This window comes from Aeribacillus sp. FSL K6-2848, assembly GCF_038004325.1.
In the GTDB taxonomy this organism is placed as follows: domain Bacteria; phylum Bacillota; class Bacilli; order Bacillales; family Aeribacillaceae; genus Aeribacillus; species Aeribacillus composti.
The window spans coordinates 250,550-272,386 of the sequence record NZ_JBBOQQ010000001.1; the positions used below are offsets into that span (position 1 = coordinate 250,550).

General features: G+C 37.7%; 19 protein-coding genes. 16 read left to right on the forward strand and 3 right to left on the reverse strand.

The window, feature by feature from the left end:
- Window positions 1-448 precede the first annotated feature (448 nt).
- The gene (locus tag NSS70_RS01350) at window positions 449-1,396 is read right to left on the reverse strand and encodes a 1-phosphofructokinase family hexose kinase (protein ID WP_340732442.1); all 948 of its coding nucleotides are present in this window, start codon (window positions 1,394-1,396) and stop codon (window positions 449-451) included.
- A gap of 132 nt (window positions 1,397-1,528) precedes the next feature.
- Here NSS70_RS01350 and NSS70_RS01355 point away from each other — a divergent pair, with 132 nt between their 5' ends.
- The 6 genes from NSS70_RS01355 to lacD are packed head-to-tail and all read left to right on the forward strand — an operon-like array spanning window position 1,529 to window position 6,574.
- Window positions 1,529-2,377: a DeoR/GlpR family DNA-binding transcription regulator gene (locus NSS70_RS01355; RefSeq protein ID WP_339198356.1), complete on the forward strand. Its 849-nt coding sequence runs from the start codon at window positions 1,529-1,531 to the stop codon at window positions 2,375-2,377.
- Window positions 2,370-2,816 (forward strand): PTS sugar transporter subunit IIA, encoded by a 447-nt coding sequence (locus NSS70_RS01360; protein ID WP_066250374.1) that lies wholly within the window; start codon window positions 2,370-2,372, stop codon window positions 2,814-2,816. Before NSS70_RS01355 ends, NSS70_RS01360 begins: the two co-directional genes overlap by 8 nt.
- Window positions 2,817-2,839: 23 nt before the next feature.
- Window positions 2,840-3,118 carry a PTS galactitol transporter subunit IIB gene (gatB, locus tag NSS70_RS01365; RefSeq protein ID WP_066250377.1) on the forward strand — a complete coding sequence of 93 codons (279 nt, stop codon included), beginning with the start codon at window positions 2,840-2,842 and terminating at the stop codon, window positions 3,116-3,118.
- 25 nt (window positions 3,119-3,143) lie between these two features.
- Entirely contained in the window at window positions 3,144-4,490 is a 1,347-nt protein-coding gene (locus NSS70_RS01370) for a PTS galactitol transporter subunit IIC (RefSeq protein WP_066250380.1), read from the forward strand.
- Between the two features lie 34 nt (window positions 4,491-4,524).
- Window positions 4,525-5,565, forward strand: a complete 1,041-nt coding sequence (locus NSS70_RS01375; protein ID WP_066250383.1) for a galactitol-1-phosphate 5-dehydrogenase — start codon at window positions 4,525-4,527, stop codon at window positions 5,563-5,565.
- Window positions 5,566-5,578: 13 nt separating this feature from the next.
- The gene (gene lacD / locus NSS70_RS01380; protein WP_066250387.1) at window positions 5,579-6,574 is read left to right on the forward strand and encodes a tagatose-bisphosphate aldolase; all 996 of its coding nucleotides are present in this window, start codon (window positions 5,579-5,581) and stop codon (window positions 6,572-6,574) included.
- A gap of 325 nt (window positions 6,575-6,899) precedes the next feature.
- Here lacD and NSS70_RS01385 read toward each other — a convergent pair whose 3' ends face one another.
- Complete coding sequence (locus NSS70_RS01385; RefSeq protein ID WP_063386488.1) at window positions 6,900-8,276, reverse strand: amino acid permease; 1,377 nt, start codon at window positions 8,274-8,276, stop codon at window positions 6,900-6,902.
- 2,024 nt (window positions 8,277-10,300) lie between these two features.
- Here NSS70_RS01385 and NSS70_RS01390 point away from each other — a divergent pair.
- From NSS70_RS01390 to NSS70_RS01400, 3 genes are read left to right on the forward strand one after another with little or no spacing between them, the layout of a single operon-like run.
- Complete coding sequence (locus NSS70_RS01390) at window positions 10,301-11,305, forward strand: ABC transporter permease (protein WP_339193912.1); 1,005 nt, start codon at window positions 10,301-10,303, stop codon at window positions 11,303-11,305.
- The gene (locus NSS70_RS01395; protein WP_339193914.1) at window positions 11,299-12,093 is read left to right on the forward strand and encodes an ABC transporter ATP-binding protein; all 795 of its coding nucleotides are present in this window, start codon (window positions 11,299-11,301) and stop codon (window positions 12,091-12,093) included. Before NSS70_RS01390 ends, NSS70_RS01395 begins: the two co-directional genes overlap by 7 nt.
- Window positions 12,094-12,117: 24 nt before the next feature.
- Window positions 12,118-12,561, forward strand: coding sequence for a FixH family protein (locus NSS70_RS01400; protein WP_339193916.1), 444 nt, complete (start codon window positions 12,118-12,120; stop codon window positions 12,559-12,561).
- Between the two features lie 24 nt (window positions 12,562-12,585).
- Here the strand turns inward: NSS70_RS01400 and NSS70_RS01405 are convergent, their stop codons facing one another.
- On the reverse strand, window positions 12,586-13,155 hold the full coding sequence (locus NSS70_RS01405; RefSeq protein WP_340880812.1) for a peroxiredoxin family protein: 570 nt from the start codon (window positions 13,153-13,155) through the stop codon (window positions 12,586-12,588).
- Window positions 13,156-13,398: 243 nt separating this feature from the next.
- Between NSS70_RS01405 and NSS70_RS01410 the strand changes: the two genes are divergently transcribed.
- The 7 genes from NSS70_RS01410 (at window position 13,399) to NSS70_RS01440 (ending at window position 21,737) form a co-directional block, all read left to right on the forward strand.
- Window positions 13,399-14,457 (forward strand): ABC transporter substrate-binding protein, encoded by a 1,059-nt coding sequence (locus tag NSS70_RS01410; protein ID WP_340880813.1) that lies wholly within the window; start codon window positions 13,399-13,401, stop codon window positions 14,455-14,457.
- A gap of 216 nt (window positions 14,458-14,673) precedes the next feature.
- Window positions 14,674-15,717 carry an MsnO8 family LLM class oxidoreductase gene (locus tag NSS70_RS01415; RefSeq protein WP_327856030.1) on the forward strand — a complete coding sequence of 348 codons (1,044 nt, stop codon included), beginning with the start codon at window positions 14,674-14,676 and terminating at the stop codon, window positions 15,715-15,717.
- Window positions 15,718-15,740: 23 nt separating this feature from the next.
- Window positions 15,741-17,075, forward strand: coding sequence for an LLM class flavin-dependent oxidoreductase (locus tag NSS70_RS01420; protein WP_327856031.1), 1,335 nt, complete (start codon window positions 15,741-15,743; stop codon window positions 17,073-17,075).
- A 67-nt stretch (window positions 17,076-17,142) separates the two neighbouring features.
- Entirely contained in the window at window positions 17,143-17,400 is a 258-nt protein-coding gene (locus tag NSS70_RS01425; RefSeq protein WP_327856032.1) for a glutaredoxin family protein, read from the forward strand.
- Between the two features lie 1,474 nt (window positions 17,401-18,874).
- A complete protein-coding gene (locus tag NSS70_RS01430; protein ID WP_340880815.1) occupies window positions 18,875-19,786 on the forward strand; it encodes a LysR family transcriptional regulator in 912 nt (303 codons plus the stop codon).
- 246 nt (window positions 19,787-20,032) lie between these two features.
- Complete coding sequence (locus NSS70_RS01435; RefSeq protein ID WP_327856034.1) at window positions 20,033-20,557, forward strand: GNAT family N-acetyltransferase; 525 nt, start codon at window positions 20,033-20,035, stop codon at window positions 20,555-20,557.
- A 13-nt stretch (window positions 20,558-20,570) separates the two neighbouring features.
- Window positions 20,571-21,737 carry an amidohydrolase gene (locus NSS70_RS01440; protein WP_339193925.1) on the forward strand — a complete coding sequence of 389 codons (1,167 nt, stop codon included), beginning with the start codon at window positions 20,571-20,573 and terminating at the stop codon, window positions 21,735-21,737.
- The last annotated feature ends 100 nt before the right edge of the window (window positions 21,738-21,837 follow it).

Sequence of the window (21,837 nt, forward strand, 5' to 3'; positions counted from 1 at the left end):
AACCTCGCCACTACTTGCCTGTTATACGGCGCTCAATGGAAAAAAGATATGATTGACGAAGATATCGTGCGTATGGCAGCCGAAGAAATGGGGTACTAACACAGCAGGGGCCGATCGGCCTCTGCTGTGTTCCATCCCACTCTATCCTCATTCTAGTTGATCATCCAAAATAATATGCAAACGTTCGGATATAATCTGCAAAATCTGGAATAATTCGCATTATTTCCGAATCCGTCCGAAATAATTGGAAAAAGGGATTCTGAAATAATGTGCTAATTTACACTCGGGGCTCAAAAAGTCAGTTAATCCTAACTTTTTGGACAGTCTCCTGAAAAATTGCTGTTTTATATTCAACATGATTCTGTTTGTCTGGATTGCCAGCCATCTTACATCTTTCATCTGTTCGCTACGTGATAGAGAACTTTGCAGTAATAAATTTATCTCTTTATTAAGACAAAGGGTTTTTTGGCAATTTTTCCACCTTCACTGTTGAATAAATTGCTTTAACATCCTCTTTTCTTACTTCTGGATACCAGTTTAAACAATTGGCTGCTGAATAAGAAATTGCTAATTTCAGTGATTCCTCATACGGAATATTTTGATCAATGCAATTAGTCAAGACACCTAAAAAAAAGTCACCAGATGCAACTGGATTTTTCGCTTCTATTTCTTTTGTTTTTAAATAAAAAAATTCATTTTCCATTTTGGCAATAACACCTTTTTTTCCTAAAGTAATAATAAAAAACGGTATGTTAGTTTGACCTGATAATAATTGATGGTAGTCTTGGATAGTGTTGAGTTTTTTTTTCGGAAATAGATCCATAATTTCTTCGTCATTGATTTTTATCATATATGGTTTTTCTTTATATGCTTCTACTAAAGGTTTTCCGCTTGTATCAACAAAAATTTTGACATTTCTCTTTTTTAACTTTTTTGAAATCTCTGCAATATAATTGTCAGGCATACCTTTCATCAATGAACCGGAAAATACAATAATGTCATTATCCTTAACGTTTGCTGCAATATTTTGGCTAAATGTCTTCAAAATGTCATTTGTTAAGCTTAAACCTTTTTCATAAATGGGATAGATTACTTTTTTCTCCGTATCTACAACAATATTACAGACTCTTGTATTTTGCATAACTTCTGTAATGACAAGATTTACTTTGCGTTTTTTGGCTAAATCAGATAGATATTTACCATTATGTCCGCCGATTATCGTATGAATGCAAACCTCGGCCATTGGATTTTCCTGTTTTATAGCATATGCCACATTGAAGCTCTTTCCACCAGGGAATTCCTTCACCTCAAATGGTCTGTTTGGGGTGGAAGGAGAAAAGTTTTTGACTAATAGTGTTCGGTCTATAGCCGGATTGGGACAAATTAAATGGATCATGGAATACACTCTCCTTATATCAGTATATTAGCAATTGCAAAGAAAAATAGCAATATATTAAGGCTAAATGCAAATAAAATATTGGTTTTTTAATCAAAAAAGCAAAAAAATGCAAAGAAAAGTATTGCGATTATGACTAAATTGGCTTATAATATAGAAAACGGTTACAGGAAAGCAGGTGATAAATTGCTAAATGCAGCAGAAAGAAAAGAAAAAATAATTGAAATTCTTAAAGAAAAGAAAGCAGTAAAGATTTTGAGCTTAAGCAAAATGTTGAAAGTAACTAGGGAAACAATTCGAAAAGATCTATACGAATTGGAAAAAGAAGGATTAATCAAAAAAATTCATGGCGGAGCTGTTTTGGATTTGCCTAATCAAGAATCAGATTATGAAAGAAGGAAAACAAAAAATTTAGAAGCCAAGAGAGCCATTGCAAAAGAGGCAGCTAAACATGTTGAAGACGGCGATATTATCTATCTCGATTATGGTACAACAACGTACCTCTTGGCGGAGGAATTATTAAAATTAAAAAATATCACCGTTGTCACGAATACAATTCCAATCGTTAATTTATTGTTGCGGAGTGATTCAGTTAATTTAGTGATTTTGGGGGGGATGGTAAGAAAAAATGAAGATTCCCTTTATGGACCATTTGCCTCAAACAATATAAAAAACATATATGTTGATATTGGTTTTTTTGGCTGCGGAGGTATTGACAGCTTTAGCGGTATTACGAATCACCATATTGGAGAAACTGAAATTTCCAAAGAAATGATGTCACACTGCCAAAATAAAATTATTCTTGCAGACCATAGTAAATTCGGAACAACCGCTTTTAACCAGACTGCTACATTTTCCGATGTAGATATTATTATCACTGATAAAGATATTGATGAAGAAATTAAATCGGAAATATTAAAGCATAATGTTGAGGTAGTGATTGCAAAAGGAGCATCCGGGGGTGAGGAAAACGATGATTGATTCCAAGTATATTATAAAAGATTTAGATGTTAGCAACCAAAAAGAACTATTTGAAACGATAGGACAGGCTCTTATGGAGGATAAAATTGTAAAGGATGGTTTTATTGAAGCACTCTTAAAGAGAGAAAAAGAATATCCCACTGGTTTACCAGTGAACCCTGGAGTAGCCATACCTCATACAGATGGAACTCTAGTTAATGAAGATCGATTAGTTTTTGCAACTTTAAAAAATCCGGTAACATTTGCTGAAATGGGGGGAAGCGATGAGAATATCATTGACATCCACATCGTCATTTTGATGGCTATTAAAGACGGAAAAAAACATTTGGAAACCTTGCGGCAGCTTATCGATTCGATCAAAAAAGAAGAATTTATCAAAGGGTTGTTTAATAGCAAAAATTCCGATGAGATGGAAACGATCATTAAAAAATTTTTATAAATAAATGGATGGAGGTAATTTATATGAAAAAGAAAATAATTGTTGCTTGCGGTGGAGCTGTAGCAACTTCTACTGTGGCTGCCGAAAAAATTAGAGAATTATTAAAAAAGGAAAATATAGATGCAGAAATTATACAATGCAGAATGAATGAGCTTGAATCTAAAAAAGATGGAGCCGATTTAATCGTTACTACTGCAAGAGTAACGAAAGATTTCGGCGTCCCAGTTGTTCATGGAGTGGCGTTTATTTCAGGAGTAAACGTTCAAAAAACAGAACAGCAAATTTTAGATATTCTTAAATAAATGCTTGCCAAATGGGGGATTTGACATGGCTGTTATCCAATATATTGTTGATTTAGGTGCTAGCGTCATGCTGCCGATCATTATTTTTATAATTGGTTTGCTGTTAAAGCAAGGTGTCGGTAAATCATTACGCTCTGGTTTAACAATTGGAATCGGATTTGTCGGAATTGGGCTAGTCGTTGATTTGCTTAATAAAAACTTGGGACCTGCAGCTCAAGCAATGGCAGACAATTTCAATTTGGGGCTGTCAGTTGTTGATTTAGGATGGCCGGGCACATCGCCTATGGCATGGGCTTCTGCTATGGGATTAATTGCGATCCCGATTGCCATAGCTGTTAACATCGTGATGCTTCTTTTACGGATGACAAAAGTTGTTAACGTAGATATTTGGAATATTTGGCATATGGCTTTTACAGGGGCGATTGTATATGTGGCAACCGACAATTTCACTTTCGGCATTATTGGTATTATTGTCCATGCTATTATTGCCTATAAATTGGGGGATATGTTTGGTCAAGTCACAGATAATTATTTCGGCTTGGAAGGAATTGCAATACCGCACGGAACGTCAGCATATATGGGAGTTATTGCATCGCCAATTGATGATTTAATCGAGAAGATACCGGGAATAAACAAAATTAAAATTGACGGTGAAAAAATAGAACAAAAATTAGGTGTTTTTGGTGAACCAACCATCATTGGTGCCATACTTGGATTTGTTATTGGATTATTAGCAAAGTATCCTGTCGGCCAAGCGCTGCAATTAGCTGTACAAATGGCCAGTGTCATGGTGCTTATGCCAATGGTTGTAAAATTAATTATGCAAGGCTTATTACCTATCTCAGATGCTGCCAAACAAATGCTTGACAAAAAATTTAGCGGCGGCAACTACAAAATCGGCTTGGATCCTGCTTTGCTGCTGGGAGATTCCCAAGTCATATCAGCTAGTTTGCTATTTGTTCCGTTGACGGTTTTAATTGCTGCTATTGTTCCCGGAAACCAAGTGTTACCTTTCGGTGATCTCGCAACGATCGGTTTCTTTGTGGCGATGGCGGTAGCAATTCACAAAGGAAACCTCTTTAGAACACTTATTTCCGGCTCCATTATTATGTTTATTACGATTTGGATTGCAAACCAAATGATATCGTTGCAAACCGCTTTAGGGCAAAGTGTAAATTTGGTGGATGTCGGAGAACGTGTTTCATCTCTAGACCAATCAGGAAGTCCCATTACCTATTTGCTAGCCAAAGGGTTTAGCCTGGAAATGGGAATAGGATTCTTTATCATCTTTCTCATTTATGCGTTCTGTTTCGGGTACACATTTATGAAATATAAGAAGAAAACCATCTATTCAGATGAGAATAATAATTAAATAAGCACCCAAGATACTTTTAGGAGTGGTCAAATTGAAAGCGCTAAGTGTAGTAGATGTCAAAACTTTTAGTCTGGAAGAAATGGAGAAACCACGTGCTGGATTAGGAAACGTCGTTATTAAAGTGGCTTATTGCGGTATTTGCGGATCAGATCTTCCGAGATATTTTAATGGCGCAGTTCATTCATTTCCACAAATATTGGGGCATGAATTTTCCGGTATTGTGGAGGAAGTGGGTGAAAACGTAACATCTGTAAGTCGTGGAGACCGCGTAGCGGTTGCTCCTCTTGTACCTTGCGGAAAATGTGAATTTTGTCAAAAAGGGGAGCCTGCGATGTGTACCCATTACAGTTTTATTGGCTCAAGACAGAGCGGTGCAATGGCAGAATATGTTGAGGTGCCGGCTAGGAATTGTATAAAAATCCCAAACCATCTTTCATTAAAAGAGGCTGCGCTGGTTGAGCCATTGACAGTTGCTATCCATGGAGTAGATCGAGTCAATCTTCATTCAGGAGCCAAAGTTTTAATTTTAGGGGCCGGTACAATCGGATTGCTTACATTGCTTACGCTCCGTGCCAAAGGTGCAGGAGAGATTATTGTAGTGGATTTAAATCCGCATAAGATCAGCATAGCAAAGCAAATCGGGGCAGATGTAGTGATTAATCCGAAGGAACAAACTTTAAAAGATTATTTTTCTACTCATGACCTGCCTGAAATCGTTTATGAAACAGCAGGTAGTGCGTTGACTCAAGTTCAAGCTGTTGAATTTGTTAAAAAAAGAGGGAAAGTCGTCTATATTGGCACATGTACCAAAGACATCCTCTTTCCGCCAAAAGTGTTTGAGAAAATTCTCCGCGGTGAATTAGAAATAACAGGTTCATGGATGTCTTACAGCAGCCCGTTTCCTGGTTATGAGTGGGAAAGTGGGATAAGATATATGGCTGAAAAAGAAATAAATGTACAGCCATTAATCACCGGAGAATTCAAATTAGAAGATAAAGAACAGCCTTTCCAAAAAATGATAGAAAAGGATTCAAAACATATAAAACTTCTCTATAACATGAATGAGAATTAAACAGGAGGTACTCATGCTTACATTAAGTCGCTCTAAAATTGAGGCACTCGAACGTTTATCCAATGGAAATCATATTATTGGCGCATTAGCCATAGATCAACGGGGTTCTTTGAAAAAAATGATTGCTTCACATGGAAACACATCAGCTGGCGATGAAGATATAATTAAGTTTAAAGAAATCGTTTCTGCGGAGTTAACCCCTTTCTCTACATCGATATTACTCGATCCTGAATACGGGTTGCCAGCATCCCGAAAAAGGAATGAACATGCAGGTTTAATTCTTGCCTATGAAAAAACTGGATATGATGCCTCTCAACCTGGTCGCCTGCCAGATTTACTTGATAAGTGGTCCGTCAAACGCTTAAAGGAACAGGGAGCCGATGCCGTAAAATTTTTGCTTTATTATGACGTAGATGAAGATGCGGAAATTAATGAGTACAAACATGTCTACATTGAACGGATTGGTTCTGAATGCATGGCGGAAGATATTCCTTTTTTTCTTGAAATCGTAACTTATGATGCTGCTATCCAAGATGAAAAAGGAATAGAGTATGCCAAGGTGAAACCTTACAAAGTCATTGAAGCAATGAAGGAATTTTCAAAATCACAATATCATGTGGATGTCCTTAAAGTAGAAGTTCCGGTAAATATGAATTTCGTAGAAGGATTTTCCGAAGGAGAAACTGTGTATTCACGTGAAGAAGCGCTGCGTTTCTTCAAAGAACAAAGCGAAGTAACCCCATTACCTTTTATTTTCTTAAGCGCAGGCGTTTCTGCGAAGTTGTTTCAGGAAACGTTAAAATTTGCTAAAGAAGCTGGCTCTACATTTAACGGTGTGTTATGCGGACGGGCAACTTGGAAAAGTGGTGTAAAAGTATTTGCAAATGAAGGAGAAAAAAAAGGAAGAGAATGGATGAGAACAGAAGGTAGAAGAAACATTGAGGAGCTCAATCAAGTCCTTCAAACGACAGCGAGTTCTTGGAAAGAAAAAGTTGCAGCCAAATTGTGAATCTTTCTGGACAGCCTCTCTGTTGAAAAAATTCGATTCTATCTTTAATCATTTTATTTTGTTATAAATAGTGTATCATTTTCGAAAAAGAGCGGACCGAAAAGTGGTATTTACGTCCCAAAATCTAAAAAAGTAGGCTCCAAGAATGTTGTTGCTACAGCATTCTTAGAGCTTTAATTTTGGTGTATTTTACCTTAAAATGATCTTTTTAGATAGCCCCTACTAATCTTAATATGTTTAACTATTGATAAGGGGTTGGCGATAGCGAACAACTTATAAGCATTTGAAAATACTATATTCGATAGCGAACCGCTGTCCAAAACGATCAAGTCTCTTTCACTTCAGCTTCGTTTTGTCTTTTATTCAAGTTGGCAGCGTAATATGCAATGACTAAAATGGCAACCCAAAGCGGACCGACTATTAAGGCGATTCTTGTGTCTGGATAGTAGCCAAGCAGAATTGCGACAAATATGAGAAACGCCCCTGCAATGAAAGTGGATAACGGGTATAGCGGGGTTTTAAATTTGATATTTTTTTGTTGTTCAGGTGTAATCGATTTTCGGAATCGCCATTGTGCTAATAAAATAATAAACCAAGTCAATAAAGCGCCAAATGTTGAGATAGATGCAATCCAAGTAAATACTTGAGCCGGTACTAAATAGTTAAGCAGAACTCCGAATAATAAAACGGCTGATGTAACCATAACCCCTCTAAAAGGAACGCCTTTTTTGTTTAATGTGCCAAATGCCTTCGGAGCTTGTCCATTATGGGAAAGGTTGTATAACATGCGTCCCGAACTGAAAATTCCTGTATTACAGGAGGAAAGGGCAGCGGTTAAAACGACAAAGTTGATAATGCCTGCTGCGGCCGGGATACCGATTTTGTCAAAGGTTAAAACGAAGGGGCTTCCACTTGTCCCAATTTCATTCCACGGATAAATGGACAAAATGACAAACAGCGCACCCACATAAAAAATTAATATACGAAGTAAAGTAGAATTAATGGCTCTAGGAAGCGTTTTTTCCGGATCTTTCGCTTCACCGGCTGTTACGCCGATCATTTCGATTCCTAGAAAGGCAAACATAACCATTTGAAATGACATTAAGACACCTTCAAGACCATTAGGAAGAAAGCCGCCGTGCTCCCACAAATTGCTGATTCCTGTAGGAACTCCGTTATTGCCGAATCCGAACAAAATCATGGCCAAGCCAATAATAATCATAAAGATAATCGCAATAATTTTGATTAGGGCAAACCAGAATTCCAACTCACCGTAAGCACTGACTTGAAGAAAGTTAAAGCTCATCATGATGATTAATGCTGCCAGAATCCAAATCCATCGCGGAACCTCCGGAAACCAAAATTCCATATAGATTCCAACGGCTGTCAGCTCGGTCATACAAGTAATGACCCATACAAACCAATAATTCCACCCTGTAATATATCCTGCCAGATTACCAAGATAATCGTTGGCGTATTGGCTGAATGAACCGGCAACGGGATGATGGACAGCCATTTCTCCTAACGCTCTTAAAATGAAAAATAAAATGATTCCGCAGAAAAGGTAGGATAACATTATACCGGGACCTGCCAGCTTGATCGAGCTTGAAGATCCTAAAAACAGCCCGACTCCGATTGCAGAACCTAATGCAATCAGTGTAATATGTCTTTCTTTTAAACCTCTTTGCAGCTGATTTTCCATGATCGCTCCTCCTTAAGTTCATAAATGAAATCCCTTTCAATGTTCTGTTGCGAAGGTCATCATATGTCAGATTTCATGATCGAAAAATTTAAGTTATTATTCCCCGCAACTCCTCTTGATAATCAAATTGTGACGCTTACATTTAGATTTGAATAAATTTTATCATACTATATTTCAATTTCTTTTTGTATAAAACGACAAATTTAGACGTTCAATTTGTTGAATGATACAAAGGAAAAATGTTCAAATCATTTTCCTTACTTCCGTTATTATGATCAAATAAACCTATAGATAAACTATTTAATTCAAGTTTTCCTGCCCTACTGGTTACAAACATGTAAGGCAAAATCGCGAATAAATACTCCGAGAAATCAGCCAATTCCTATTACAACCGGCTGGGAAATTGACAGATGTAATGAAGGCACGGATTGTTTAAGAACAGAAAAATAACAAAGTTCAAGTATTAAAAGCAAGGCACAGTTGAAAAAGTGTAAAAAATATGAGTGAAGTGAAACCTTGCTTCAAAAATTAATGTAACAAGTCAAACTGAATTTATTTGTGAAAATGTGCACAAAAAAACGAGACAAGCACCTCAATTTTTGATAATACAAAAATAGCGGCAAGTCTAGACTTCAACCGCTTGCCACCCATCGAGAAAAATGCCAAAGATTCATGGACAAGGTGTTATATAGAGTACAAGCCATGTTTTTAAAATGTTTCGCTATTGGATGAGCATCACGATTTTGCTGTGACTATGAGAAAAGTGAAACAAAACCTTTTATTGTCTATTTATTGCTTCTTGATTTTCGTTTACTCTAATTAGAGTGGCAGTATCCTGCCTCTTATTGCGATAAATAGTGCAGTAGCTAAAATGTAAAATAAACATGCTGCAATATTCAATATATTACCATAAATTTTGTTCAGAGTGGTGATTATATTTGGAAAATAGGAAATTCGTGGCAGTTTCCTTTCAAGATTAGAAAATGAAGCTGCATTTCACAAATACTGATTTAGGTAAAAAATTGGTACAAAAGGAGAGGCAAAATTAAAGTTGTGTTGATCACACCGTAAAGAATTGACAGCTTATTCAATCAAGTTTAATTTAGCAGCAAATTTATACATATGATAGAAACCTCAAGCATAGTGTCCGCCATCCCCTAGCGAAAGTTAATGAGTAAATGGTTTTTGCCAGTTTTGTGTTTTCGTTAAGTTGAGATTCTCCATTTTTAAGATTACTTCTAGTTTCTTGCATTTCATTTTTAATGCCTTTGATTTCCTTCATTAATATTTGAACGTTTGTTCAGGCTCCTCCTTAATTCTTGTGTTCTCTCAATTAGTCTTCATATTAGCAATTGATCTTTACCAAAAGGGTTTTTTGCTCGGGATCCGTGAGATAATCATGGACAAGGCGGGGGTTTTTTATAATTCTTCTGAGAAATCAATTAACTTTCTTTTAATTGCTATGAGATTTAAAAAATCTGAAGAGGTTTCAGTATAATGCGGTCCGTTAGACTAATTCCATATTGTATCATACTAAGCATCATCCAGAGAAGCTATGATTCTTATTAACATTGAACTATTTCCTTAATGATAATTTAACTGCATTTGACTCCTCAACTATCCAGATCATGTACAATGCCCTTATGTTGTTTTGCTTCATTCCACTAGAAAACTCTCACTTTTATCATTTTTTTCCGCAGCTAACATTCAGGCTTGTTAACCATTTTACCTGTTGCAGTTCTTTTATTTAAAAAGATCTTTCAGATTGGTTTTAAAAACAACGTTATTAAACGTTTTTTGCGAGATTAATAGATTTTTTTTTGGTAAACAAAAATTCTTTCTATCATGGAATATGTTGCTACTCAAAGGATTTGATGATAGGATAAGTCTAAAAATCGACTAAAACAAATTATTCGTACCCAAAAAATAGGAATAATTTTTGTAAAAGGAGATGAGGATCCGTAAAAAATAATCATCAAGGTGATCCAAATGTTATCCATTACAAGAAAAAAAGGAGGATACAAATGAATGTAGAAGCAGTTGAAAAAATTTCCTTGAACACAGAGGATAAAAAGCCTTTATCCATTAGGGAAAAAACGAAAGTCGCTTTACTACCAGTTGTTATCATCATCACGCTTATTCAACATCAATTTTTGCCTGATAAACAGATCATCTCTGTGCAGACTCAATATAGCTGGCTTTTATTAATTGTTTTATTTTTGTCTATTGTTTTGATTGCCGTTGGTTTTTCTAATAAATCAGTTTTTAACTGGCTGGAGAACAAATCTCCATTTTTAACTTTTGTGTTTGTGATTTTAATTGTTTGGGAGATCATTACGCAAAAATTGAATCTCTTGCCGATGCCCTTTTTTCCATCACCGGTTAAGATTTTTGAAGCAATCATTAAAGATAAAGGTTTACTGGCTATTAGTACTCTTCATTCCTTGAGACTTTTATTTATCGGGTATTTGATCGGGGCATTGGTCGGTTTCATAACAGGTATTCTGCTGGCTTGGTATCAAAAATTCCGTTATTGGGTAAATCCTTTTTTGCGTTTAATCGGACCGGTACCAGCAACTGCATGGATTCCTGTTGTGTTGGTTGTTTTTCCAAACAGTTTTTCGGCAAGTACATTCTTGATTGCGCTAAGTACATGGTTTTCTGTTTCTATTATGACATGGACTGGTGTTGCAAGCGTAAGCAATTCCTATTTTGAAGTTGCAAAAACACTTGGGGCAAATGAAAGATACTTAATTCTTCGGGTAGCTATTCCATCGGCCTTCCCATCTATTTTTGTAGGGCTGTTTATGGGGCTTGGAGTTTCATTCGTCACCTTAATTGTTGCTGAAATGCTTGGGGTTAAGGCAGGACTGGGATGGTATATACAATGGGCACAAGGATGGGCGGAATATTACAAGGTGTACGCAGCATTGTTGATTATGGCAGTTTTATTTTCCTGTATTATTGCAATATTCTTTAAAATCAGAGATCGCATCTTGATTTATCAGAAGGGGATGATGAAATGGTAAGATCGGAAAAAGGTGGACATATTTCTATTCACAATGTGTCACGAATATTTGAAGACAATGCAAAACAAAAAATCGTTACGTTAAATCAAGTGAATTTAGATATTGAACCAGGGGAATTTATTTCTCTTATCGGTCCAAGCGGATGTGGGAAATCTACATTATTACGCCTTATCACAGGCTTAGATTACCCTACAACGGGGAGCATAGCCTTAGATGGTGAAGAAATTAAGGGTCCTCATTATTCCCGCGGCCTTGTATTTCAGGATCCTACCCTGTTTCCATGGAAAACAGTGTGGGATAATGTGGCAACAGGCCTTCAGGCAAGGGGACTTCTGAAGAACAAAAAAGAAGAAGTAGATACATTTATTGATTTGGTTGGATTAAAAGGATTTGAAAAAGTTTATCCTCATCAGCTCTCGGGAGGGATGGCACAACGGGTGGCATTAGCAAGAGCCCTTGTTAATCATCCTAAGGTCCTCCTTCTTGATGAGCCCCTTGGTGCATTGGATGCATTTACAAGAATGAATTTGCAGGATGAAATCTTGCGCATTTGGAAAGAACGGGGAACAACGATGGTTTTCGTCACCCATGATATTGACGAGGCAGTCTATTTAAGCGACCGTGTTATCGTCATGACGCCAAGGCCGGCTAAAATCAAAGAAATTATCAAAATTGATTTGCCCCGCCCAAGATTGAGAAACAGTGTTGAGTTTTTTGAGTATAGATCAAGAATATTGGAAACTTTGCATATTGTCCCTGACATACCGCAACCGGAATATACCATTTAATCAAAAATTGAAGAGGTTTCACCCATGAAAAAAATAAAATTAATTTTCGCTTTTTTCGTTATATGTTCGTTAAGTGTCCTTTTGTTTTGTTGTTCTGAAAATAAAGCATCGGGTGATTTACAAAAAAAAGATAAGTTTACAGAGCCTGTTGAGAGCGGGATGGCCGAAACCGGAACAGATCTAACAATGGAATTCTCAACGAATCCAAAAGAGCTTCAGGTTAATGAGGCTGCTGCGTTATCAGTAAAAGTAACATCTAAGGGGAAAGCTGTTACAGATGCAGAGGTTGTGTTTGAAATTTGGAAGGAAGGACTAAATGAACCACTTTTTATGAATACAAAATCCGATTCTAAGGGAACGTATACTCTTAAAGGACAATTTTCAGAGGCAGGAACTTACAGTCTCATTGCCCATGTAAGTACTTTGTATTCGCACCAAATGCAAACATTCCAATTTACAATCCAATAATAAAAAGACAGCCGTAAAGGCTATCTATGCAGAAGAATCCGTTTGGATTAATTCTTTGGTTCGGGATTCTAAATCGGACCAGGTAAGTCCGCCATATGCTCCGTCGACAATGGTTCCTTCTTGATTAATGAAGAATGTAGCTGGAATGGGCTTGATGTGGTATCGTTTTGCCACACTTCCATCTTCATCAAGAAGCACTGGAAAAACAAATCCAAACTCCTCCGCAAAGATTTTTGCAGCTTGTAAATCATCTATAGAGGTCAAGTTGACAGTCAAAACATGGACATTCTTGCCGTATTCATTGTGCAACTTGACAAAATTGGGTGCTTCCTCGATACAAGGCGGACACCAGGAGGCCCAAAAGTTAAGAACAACGGGCTTGTCAAGATAGTCCTTGAGCTCATGGGTTTTACCGTCAAGTCCTTTTAAGGAAAAGGAAGGAGCTAAGTATCCTATATCCGGGTATTCCTTTTGTTCTGTTTGTCCCGATGCTCTTTTTTCATCGTTCTGATTTGAAAAGAGCTGAGAGTATATCGTGAAGCCAATGAGAAGGAAAAATATGCTAAACAGAAAGATTTGAATGGATTTTTTCATCAATTATCCACTTCCTTGTCTAAATTATATTATTCAGATATGTTTACTATAAATTTAGTTTGAGAGGATGTCAACATAGTTATTTGATTATTTAGAATTTTTTGATTAGTTTGCTAAGACCGAACTCCGGTCTTTGATATAAAAATTCTTGAATCTTAGTAAGGCAGGGGGGCGATTCGATTCTATCAGGGCTAATCTATCATTTTACCGAAAAAATTTAGAATGGGAGGATAGGAGAGGAAAATGAAAAACACATTATCAAAAAAGACAAAATTGCTTTTTGCAGCAGGACTGATTGTTGGAATAAGTGTATTTTCAGGATGTCAATCTGAACAACAAAGCAGCGGGGGGAATGTTGGACAAACCACTGCACAAGGTGATCAGCAACAAGGGGATAAAAAAATCAAAAAAATAACCTTAGCCCACGCAGGTACTTCTCCATGTGAAGCACCGATATTCTCAGCAGAAACAAAAGGTTTCTTCGAGAAAGAAGGATTGGATGTAGAGCTTGTAAAAATGGATTTTGAAACGCTGAAAAATGGAATTGCTTCCGGAAAAGTGGACGCGACTGTCGGGAATTTCGCCTGGTTTAAACCAATTGAACAAGGACTGGATGTGAAGCTGACCGGCGGTTTGCATGCGGGATGTATTCAAGCTGCAACTTTGAAAAGTTCAGGTATTAAAGAAATTAAAGACTTGAAAGGGAAAAGAATCGGGATCGACTTAATAGGGGGAGGACCGCAAATTACTCTAACTATTCAGTTAAAGAAAGCGGGCATTGATCCAAAAAAAGATGTTGAGTGGAAAGTATATCCTGGTCCGCAGCTAGCCACAGCAGCAGAAAAAGTGGAAATTGATGCATTTATTACATGGGATCCGGCTGCCCAAAAGGCACTTGACACAGGAAAATTTCACCGCTTGCTGAGCAATGCTCATGACGAACCATTTAAATCTGGATATTGCTGCTACTCTGTCATCAGCGGACGACTGGCAAAAGCAGATCCTGAAACAGCAGCTGCTTTAACACGAGCACTTTTGAAAGCTGCAGACTGGGTAGGTCACAATACAGGTGAAGCGGGACATATCGTAGCAGATGCAAAACATGTTCCTGTAGATGCTCAAGAAGCAGGAAAACTGATTGGCGGATATCATTGGAAACCTGGTGTGCTTACAGCAGAGGAAAGTGTAAAATTCTTCATTAAAGAACAAAAAGAGCAGGGAATTCTTGAACCGACTACTGATGAGAAAGAACTGTTTGAAAGAATGTTCTTCAAGGCAATCCCTGACTATAACGGTCATTAATCATGGCATAGACCTAAATCCCCCGTCAGACCATCACAGATGGGGGATTTAGTATGTAGTAAAAAATTGTTTTCATTAAAATTTTCTATCAATATATTATATTTTTTCTATCATGGAAACTATTGCCGATGGATGGATTTAGGTGATAGGATTAATCCTAATTAATGTGAACTATTCATACTGAAAAAGTATGAAATGAAAATAGGAGGAAGAAAAATGAGTTATGAGCTTAGCATTTTAGATCAAAGCCCTATCTTTCCGGAAACCTCTGCGGCGGAAGCTTTGCAAGAAACAGTAAATTTGGCCAAAAATGCTGAAAAATGGGGGTATTTACGTTTTTGGCTGTCTGAACATCATTACACGGATCAACTAGCAGGGGCTTCACCTGAAATACTTATATCCTATTTGCTGGCACATACGAAGACGATTCGGGTCGGATCTGGAGGTGTTCTGCTTCAGCACTACAGTCCGTACAAAGTGGCAGAAAATTTCCATGTGTTATCTAATTTAGCGCCAGGGAGAGTAGATTTAGGAATTGGAAAAGCACCTGGAGGACTTCCGCTGTCAACAAGGGCGCTCCAGTATGGAACATTAAACGATGGAAGTGATTTCGAAAGCCGTTTTTCCTTTTTGAAAAAATTAATTGAAGATTCAGTCGAAGAATCCCATCCACTTGCGGGTATTCAAGCAACCCCTCTTCCTCCGATAAAGCCGGAATTAATTTTACTTGGTGCAAGTGCATCGAGCGCCAAGCTGGCTGCTGAATACGAAACACCGTTTGTTTATGGGCTCTTTTTTAACAGTGACCATAACGAACTGGAAAGGGCTGCAAATATATACCATGAACTTTTTCCTAAAGGAAGGTTTATGGTGGGAATTGGCGTCGTAGCTGCTCCTGAACAGCAAGAAGCTGAATTACTAGCAAGGGACTACGGCAAAATTGTGAAAGTTACTTTGCAGAGTGGAAGAACGGTTAGAGTTTTAACAATGGAGCAAGGAGAATTGTTTGGCAAGCAGTCTGGAGAACCTTACAAACTAGAAGAACAGGATTCCAATATTGTATCGGGGACTCCTTCATATGTATTTAAGATTTTAAATGAACTTCACCTTAAATTGGGAATAGATGAGTTTATTTTACACACCCCAATTTTAAAAAAAGAAGAACGATTTAGGTCATTTGAATTGTTGAGCCCTCAACAATTAGAAAAAGGTAATTCGTCAGATAACAACAATGCCGAAAATGGGGAATATGTTTTTTAACTTTATCAAAGGGAGGGTCTATCATGTCGAAGGAAAGAAAATTGAAATTTGGTGTACTTATTCATGGAGTTGGAGGACATATTGCCGCCTGGAGGCATCCGGACGTTCAGCCTGATGCAAGTATCAGTTTTGACTTTTATAAGAGACAGGCACAAAAAGCAGAGGAAGGAAAGTTCGATTTAGTGTTTATTGCAGATGGCTTATATATCAACGAAAAATCAATTCCACATTTTTTAAACAGGTTTGAACCGATTACTATTTTGTCTGCACTTGCTGCGGTTACTTCCCATATCGGTCTGATAGGAACCGTTTCCACTTCCTACAGTGAGCCATTTACAGTAGCCCGGCAATTTGCTTCCCTCGATCATATCAGCCATGGACGTGCAGGATGGAATGTAGTCACGACCCCTCTTGAAAAGACAGCTTTAAATTATAACAAAACGGTTGAAGAACATCCTGATCATCCTACGCGTTACCGCATTGCTGCTGAATTTTTACAGGTGGTCAAGGGCCTGTGGGATTCTTGGGAAGATGATGCATTTATAAGAGACAAAGAATCAGGCGTATTTTTTGATCCTTCCAAAATGCACCGATTAAATCATAAAGGGGAATTTTTCTCTGTTCAAGGTCCCCTTAACATTTCCAGGTCTAAGCAAGGCCACCCGGTTATTTTTCAGGCAGGCTCTTCGGAAGCAGGAAAAGACTTGGCTGCTAAAGAGGCCGATGCAATTTTTACGGGACATCCAACATTAGAGGAAGCGAAGGAATTTTATCGCGATGTGAAAAACAGAGCAAGGGCTTACGGAAGAAATCCAGATGATATTGTTATTTTGCCAGGCTTCTCTCCGATAATTGGCTCAACGGAGGAAGAAGCAGAACGGAAGTACGAGGAAATTGCCAATTTAGTATCGATTGACAAAGCACTTGATTACTTAGGACGATATTTTGATCATCATGACTTTTCCCAATATGACTTGGATGCACCTTTCCCTGACATTGGCGATATAGGTAAAAACAGCTTCCAAAGTACAACAGATCGAATCAAGAGGGAAGCAAAAGAGCAAAATTTAACGCTTCGTCAAGTGGCCTTAAGGGAAACTACACCTAGATCCCCTTTCATTGGAACTCCGGAAAAAATAGCAGACTTAGTGCAGCAATGGTTTGAGGAAAGAGGGGCTGATGGGTTTAACTTAACTGTGACCGTACCAAATACGCTGGAGGATTTTGTAGATCATGTTGTTCCGATCCTTCAGAAACGAGGAATCTTCCGTACTGAATACGAGGCAGATACCTTACGGGGCAATTTAGGGCTTCCCTTCCCTGTAAATAGATATACAATTGAAGCATTAAAACAATAAGATTTATAGAAGAAACTCGGATAGAAAAAGTTCCGTCTAGTAAAATACATTTAAGGAGGCATAACCGTTGAGTAAAGAATTATCCGTTATTGTCTGGTCAAAGCAAAGCTGCAAATATTGTGCAGAGGTCAAAAATTATTTAGAGAATAAAGGTATTCCTTATCAAACAGTGGATGTAACCAATCATGATGAATATCGGGATATTTTGGAGATCAAATACGGTGTTCGTCATGTGCCTGTTGTAGAAATTGGAGAAGGATCCGTATATAAAGGGATAACAGAATTGGGCCTAGAATATCTGGAAAAAGCGCTTGAAAGAACTTAATAACAAAAAGGTTGTTAAAATCCTAGTAAATAGCCAATAAAGCAACATTCCATGATGACAATTTTCCAGCAAATTGATCATATTTAAAATATGAAATGCTGGAAAATTGTCTTTAAGATCTGCCGTATCACACTCCATAAATCTTGGAGGTTTATCATGAAATTCGTTTTATTTAATGAATAAACATTCAAATAGTGTAACAGACAAGACTTTGACAGAGCAGCAAGTATTTCAAAAAGGTATTAAACATCTTTTCCTAAAAATTTGGTTTTGCGGTAATGGTGTTGATGAGAGACATTGTATTTTCCCAACAGCGGTTCTTGAGTGGGCCATTGTGCCAAAAAAATTCAAAAATCCGGCTTCTGACAACTGTTGCCGTTATCATTCTTAATACCGTCCGTGTTATAGAAACAATTTCACGTTGGACAATCTTTCAGCAGGTCGGTTAATATGATCATCGGACAAAGAAATGATCCCAGCCACAATCCGCTTTTGGCATAAGAGAGGATGAGCGTTGGAAATCATCCATTGCGGAGCGATATTACCTTCTTAAAAAGTTATGAAATGAAGAGAACATGTTACGAGGTCCGATAAATACAGACCTCCATTGAAAAAGTGACGATTCTGCCGCAATCGTTTCAAAACAGATGCGAATTTGGCTAAGCAGTGCTTCAAGTAAGCTTTCTAGTGAACCTAACCGAAAAATAGAGACCCGATTTTTTCATCAAATACTTTCATCCTATGGATAAGTTGATTGAACATACCGCGAGAGGCTTGGTTATTACGGCAATGAACCTAAAAAGCCTGATTGGACCGGTGGCAAGAGTGTTGCATATATCGAATACAACGGAGGAAGCATTAAACGATGCCGTCTTTACGATGATGCATAAAAATTCAGAACCTCCAAAGTACAATCATTCGTTTTTTCTCAATCTCGAGGACAATAACAAGAATTTTATAGCTTTAAATAGCATATCTGAAAAATGGAAAAAGGCTGTAAAAATTGTGTTTTAGAGGACTATAAAAAATCTAATTTTTACGAAAAGTCTTAATTTTTTGTTGACAATAAAAGTAAATAAGGTTTATATTAGTAGATAAACAAAATTATTCCCATTGATTTTATAGGTTTTGTCGAAAAATCGGGAGGAATGGAAATGTCAGATGAAAGAAGAATTCACAGAGATTTCATAGCGATTTATTTTTCAGCATGTTGTGATCAATTAATCTTTCTTAGTATTAAACGAGAGTACATGCTGAAAGGTTGTTGATTTTAAAATCCATATGGCCAACCGGAAAACTGGAGGCTCTCAATTCAAGATGATTCTTGGACTGGGTTCCTCCTTTTTAGTTATGAAAAAAGGTTAAATCTGTAACTGATCCAGGCGGGGGAAAACAGGGATTAAGATGGTCTGAAAAGATATCGTTTTTTAGTCTTTATAGTTAATTCATAATTTATAAAGTGGGGATGAAAGATATGAATATTGAATATCTTGAAGCATTTATGTATGTCGTTCATTTGGAGAGCATCCATAAGGCGGCCGACGCATTGTACCTATCCCAGCCGACTATTACAGCAAGGATTAAAACATTAGAACGTGACCTTGGCACACAACTGTTTTTACGAAAAGGCAGAAGTATGATTTTAACAGAAGAAGGGAAAGCATTTATCCCTTATGCAGAACGAATCATCCGCACATACCGCCAAGGGAAAAATTTATTTAAAAAAGAAAACAGAAAAAATGAAATTGTGATCGGGGCCAATATCATTACTTCACAATATTTTCTTCCTTTTGCCCTTCCTCTGTTAAAAAAAGCAAATCCGGAGTTGCGTTTTAAACTTATTTCGGCTTCAAACGAGATCTTGCTCGAAAAACTTCTTCAAAATCAAATTGATATTGCCTTTATGAGAGATACACCCCATCGCGGCATTCACAAGCAGGAGCTTCTTGACAATTCTGTTCGATTAGTTGTTTTTCCAGGTCATCCTTTTGAGCGGCAAAATGGTGTAACGGTTCAGCAGTTAGCCGCAGAGCCATTAGTATTCTTTGAATGTGGTGCCTTTGACTGGAACCGTGTTTACAAACTATTTGAGGTATCGAAGCTGGAGCCCCGTATTGAATTTTTGGTTGATCATCTTGCAGTGGCTAAGTCGATCATTAGAAGCGGAAACGGCATCGGCTTTTTGCCCTACTTAAGCATTAAACAAGAACTAGAAAGAGGAGAACTTATTGAAATTGATATCTCTAATATTATTCAAATTAACCAGCCGATTATTGCTGCCTATTTAGAAAATAGTTTTGATTATTCTAAGATTTGGAATGACATTCTCATAACAGTAGAAATGTTTAATGAAGGAAGACAAAGAGAAAAACAGCTGGCTAGATGATTAAATTTCTTAATGAAAACAATATTTTTTTCTATCAGTAAAAGTATTGATGTTTTTGCTTTTTCAATGTTAGGATACTTGAAAATAATTTAATTAATCTCATCGGAAAACTTAAAATTTAGAAGCGCAAGGAAAGCAAGTCCAATCTTTATTTGGTCGGAGGTGAAAAATAAGCATTTTGTTGCTATCACAATCCCGATGAAAGGGAGGCGAGAAAGTAAAAAAATTAGAAAAGGGGGGTTTACATTGTCAGATCCCAAACTTGCAGAGCAAATTGTTGTATCAGAACTAGCGGAGGAAGATAAAGAAGAGGTGCGTCGTATTTTAGTAGAAAGTTATTTAGAGTACGAAACAGAATATACGGATCCGCAAGTATGGAAGGATTATTTGGAGGAAATTAAGGCTTCGGTTGATAATCCTAAAGTAGATAAAATTTTGGTTGCAAAGAGCGGCAAGGAAGTACTTGGTTCACTGCAGCTGTTTCGTTCATCGGAGCAAGCTTATGGTATACCGGAACTTGACATTCAAGCACCAATCGTGAGGCTGCTTGGTGTTCATCCTAAAGCAAGAGGACGCGGGGTGGCCCAGGAGTTATTAAAAGCCAGTATTGCATATGCGAAAGAACTGGGAGCAAAAAGCTTGTACCTCCATTCAAGCGATAAAATGCATAAAGCGATCAGACTGTATGAATGGCTGGGTTTTAAACGTGATCAGACGAAGGAATTCCAAAAATCAGATTATTTAGTAAAGTGCTTCCGCTTAGATTTATAAGGGGTGTGATCGCATGAATGAGAAAGAATTAGAAACGCGCTTAATCGAGATTAGGCGCCATTTGCATCAGTATCCGGAATTATCAAAAGAAGAGTTCGAAACAACTAAAGCGATTCAAAATTGGCTTCTTGAAGAAGGCATTGAAATTCGCAAGACCAAACTCCCAACAGGTGTTTTTGCAGAAATTAAGGGGAAGAAAAGCGGACCGGTTGTAGCTATCCGGGCGGACATTGATGCTTTGCCGATTGAAGAACAAACAGGGCTTCCTTATGCATCCAAAATCAAAGGAGTAATGCATGCATGCGGCCATGATTTTCACACGGCAGCTGCGATTGGGGCAGCCTATTTGTTAAAGGAATCGGAATCAGAGCTTCATGGCGCAATAAGGTTGATTTTTCAGCCTGCAGAGGAAACAGGAGGCGGAGCTGTCAAGGTGATTAGGGACGGTCAGTTGGATGGGGTTGATGCGATTATAGGACTGCACAACAAGCCGGATCTTCCAGTAGGAACGGTCGGATTGAAAGAAGGGCCATTAATGGCAGCTGTAGATCGCCTGTATGTCACCATTCGTGGCAAAGGAGGCCACGGGGCTCTTCCTCATACAGGAAAGGATCCTGTCGTTGCTTCTGCACACCTAATCACTGCACTGCAGAGTATAGTTAGCCGGAATGTTTCACCATTGGAAAGTGCCGTTATAAGTGTGACAAAAATAGAAGCCGGTAAAACATGGAATGTGATTCCAGAAGAGGTCAAACTGGAGGGGACAGTGAGAACTTTCGATCCAATTATCCGCGAAGAGGTTAAACAAAGGATCGAAACTATAGTAAAGCATGTTGCAGCAGCCTTTTCCCAAGAATCAATTATTTCCTGGTATACAGGACCTCCCCCCCTTGCTAATGATAAAAGGATAACGAAGATCGTAAAACAAACGGCTGAACAGCTTCCGTTAAAGGTAATCGATCCTGAACCATCGATGGCTGGAGAGGATTTTTCAAGTTATTTGCAGCTTGTTCCTGGTACTTTTGCCTTTTTTGGAACAAGCGGTACTGAAGATTGGCATCATCCTGCCTTCACAGTCGATGAGAAAGCCCTTATAAAGGCGGCTTATTTTTTATCTGAAAGTGCGAGAAATTTATTGAATCATATCACTTTAGAAAAATTGCAAACAAGAACCTATTAATCATTCTTTTCTATTAATAGAATATTTTTTTGAATCAGTTAAAGTATTGCTATTTTACGGTTTAACATGATACTTTATTTTCAAACCTCATTATTCAAAT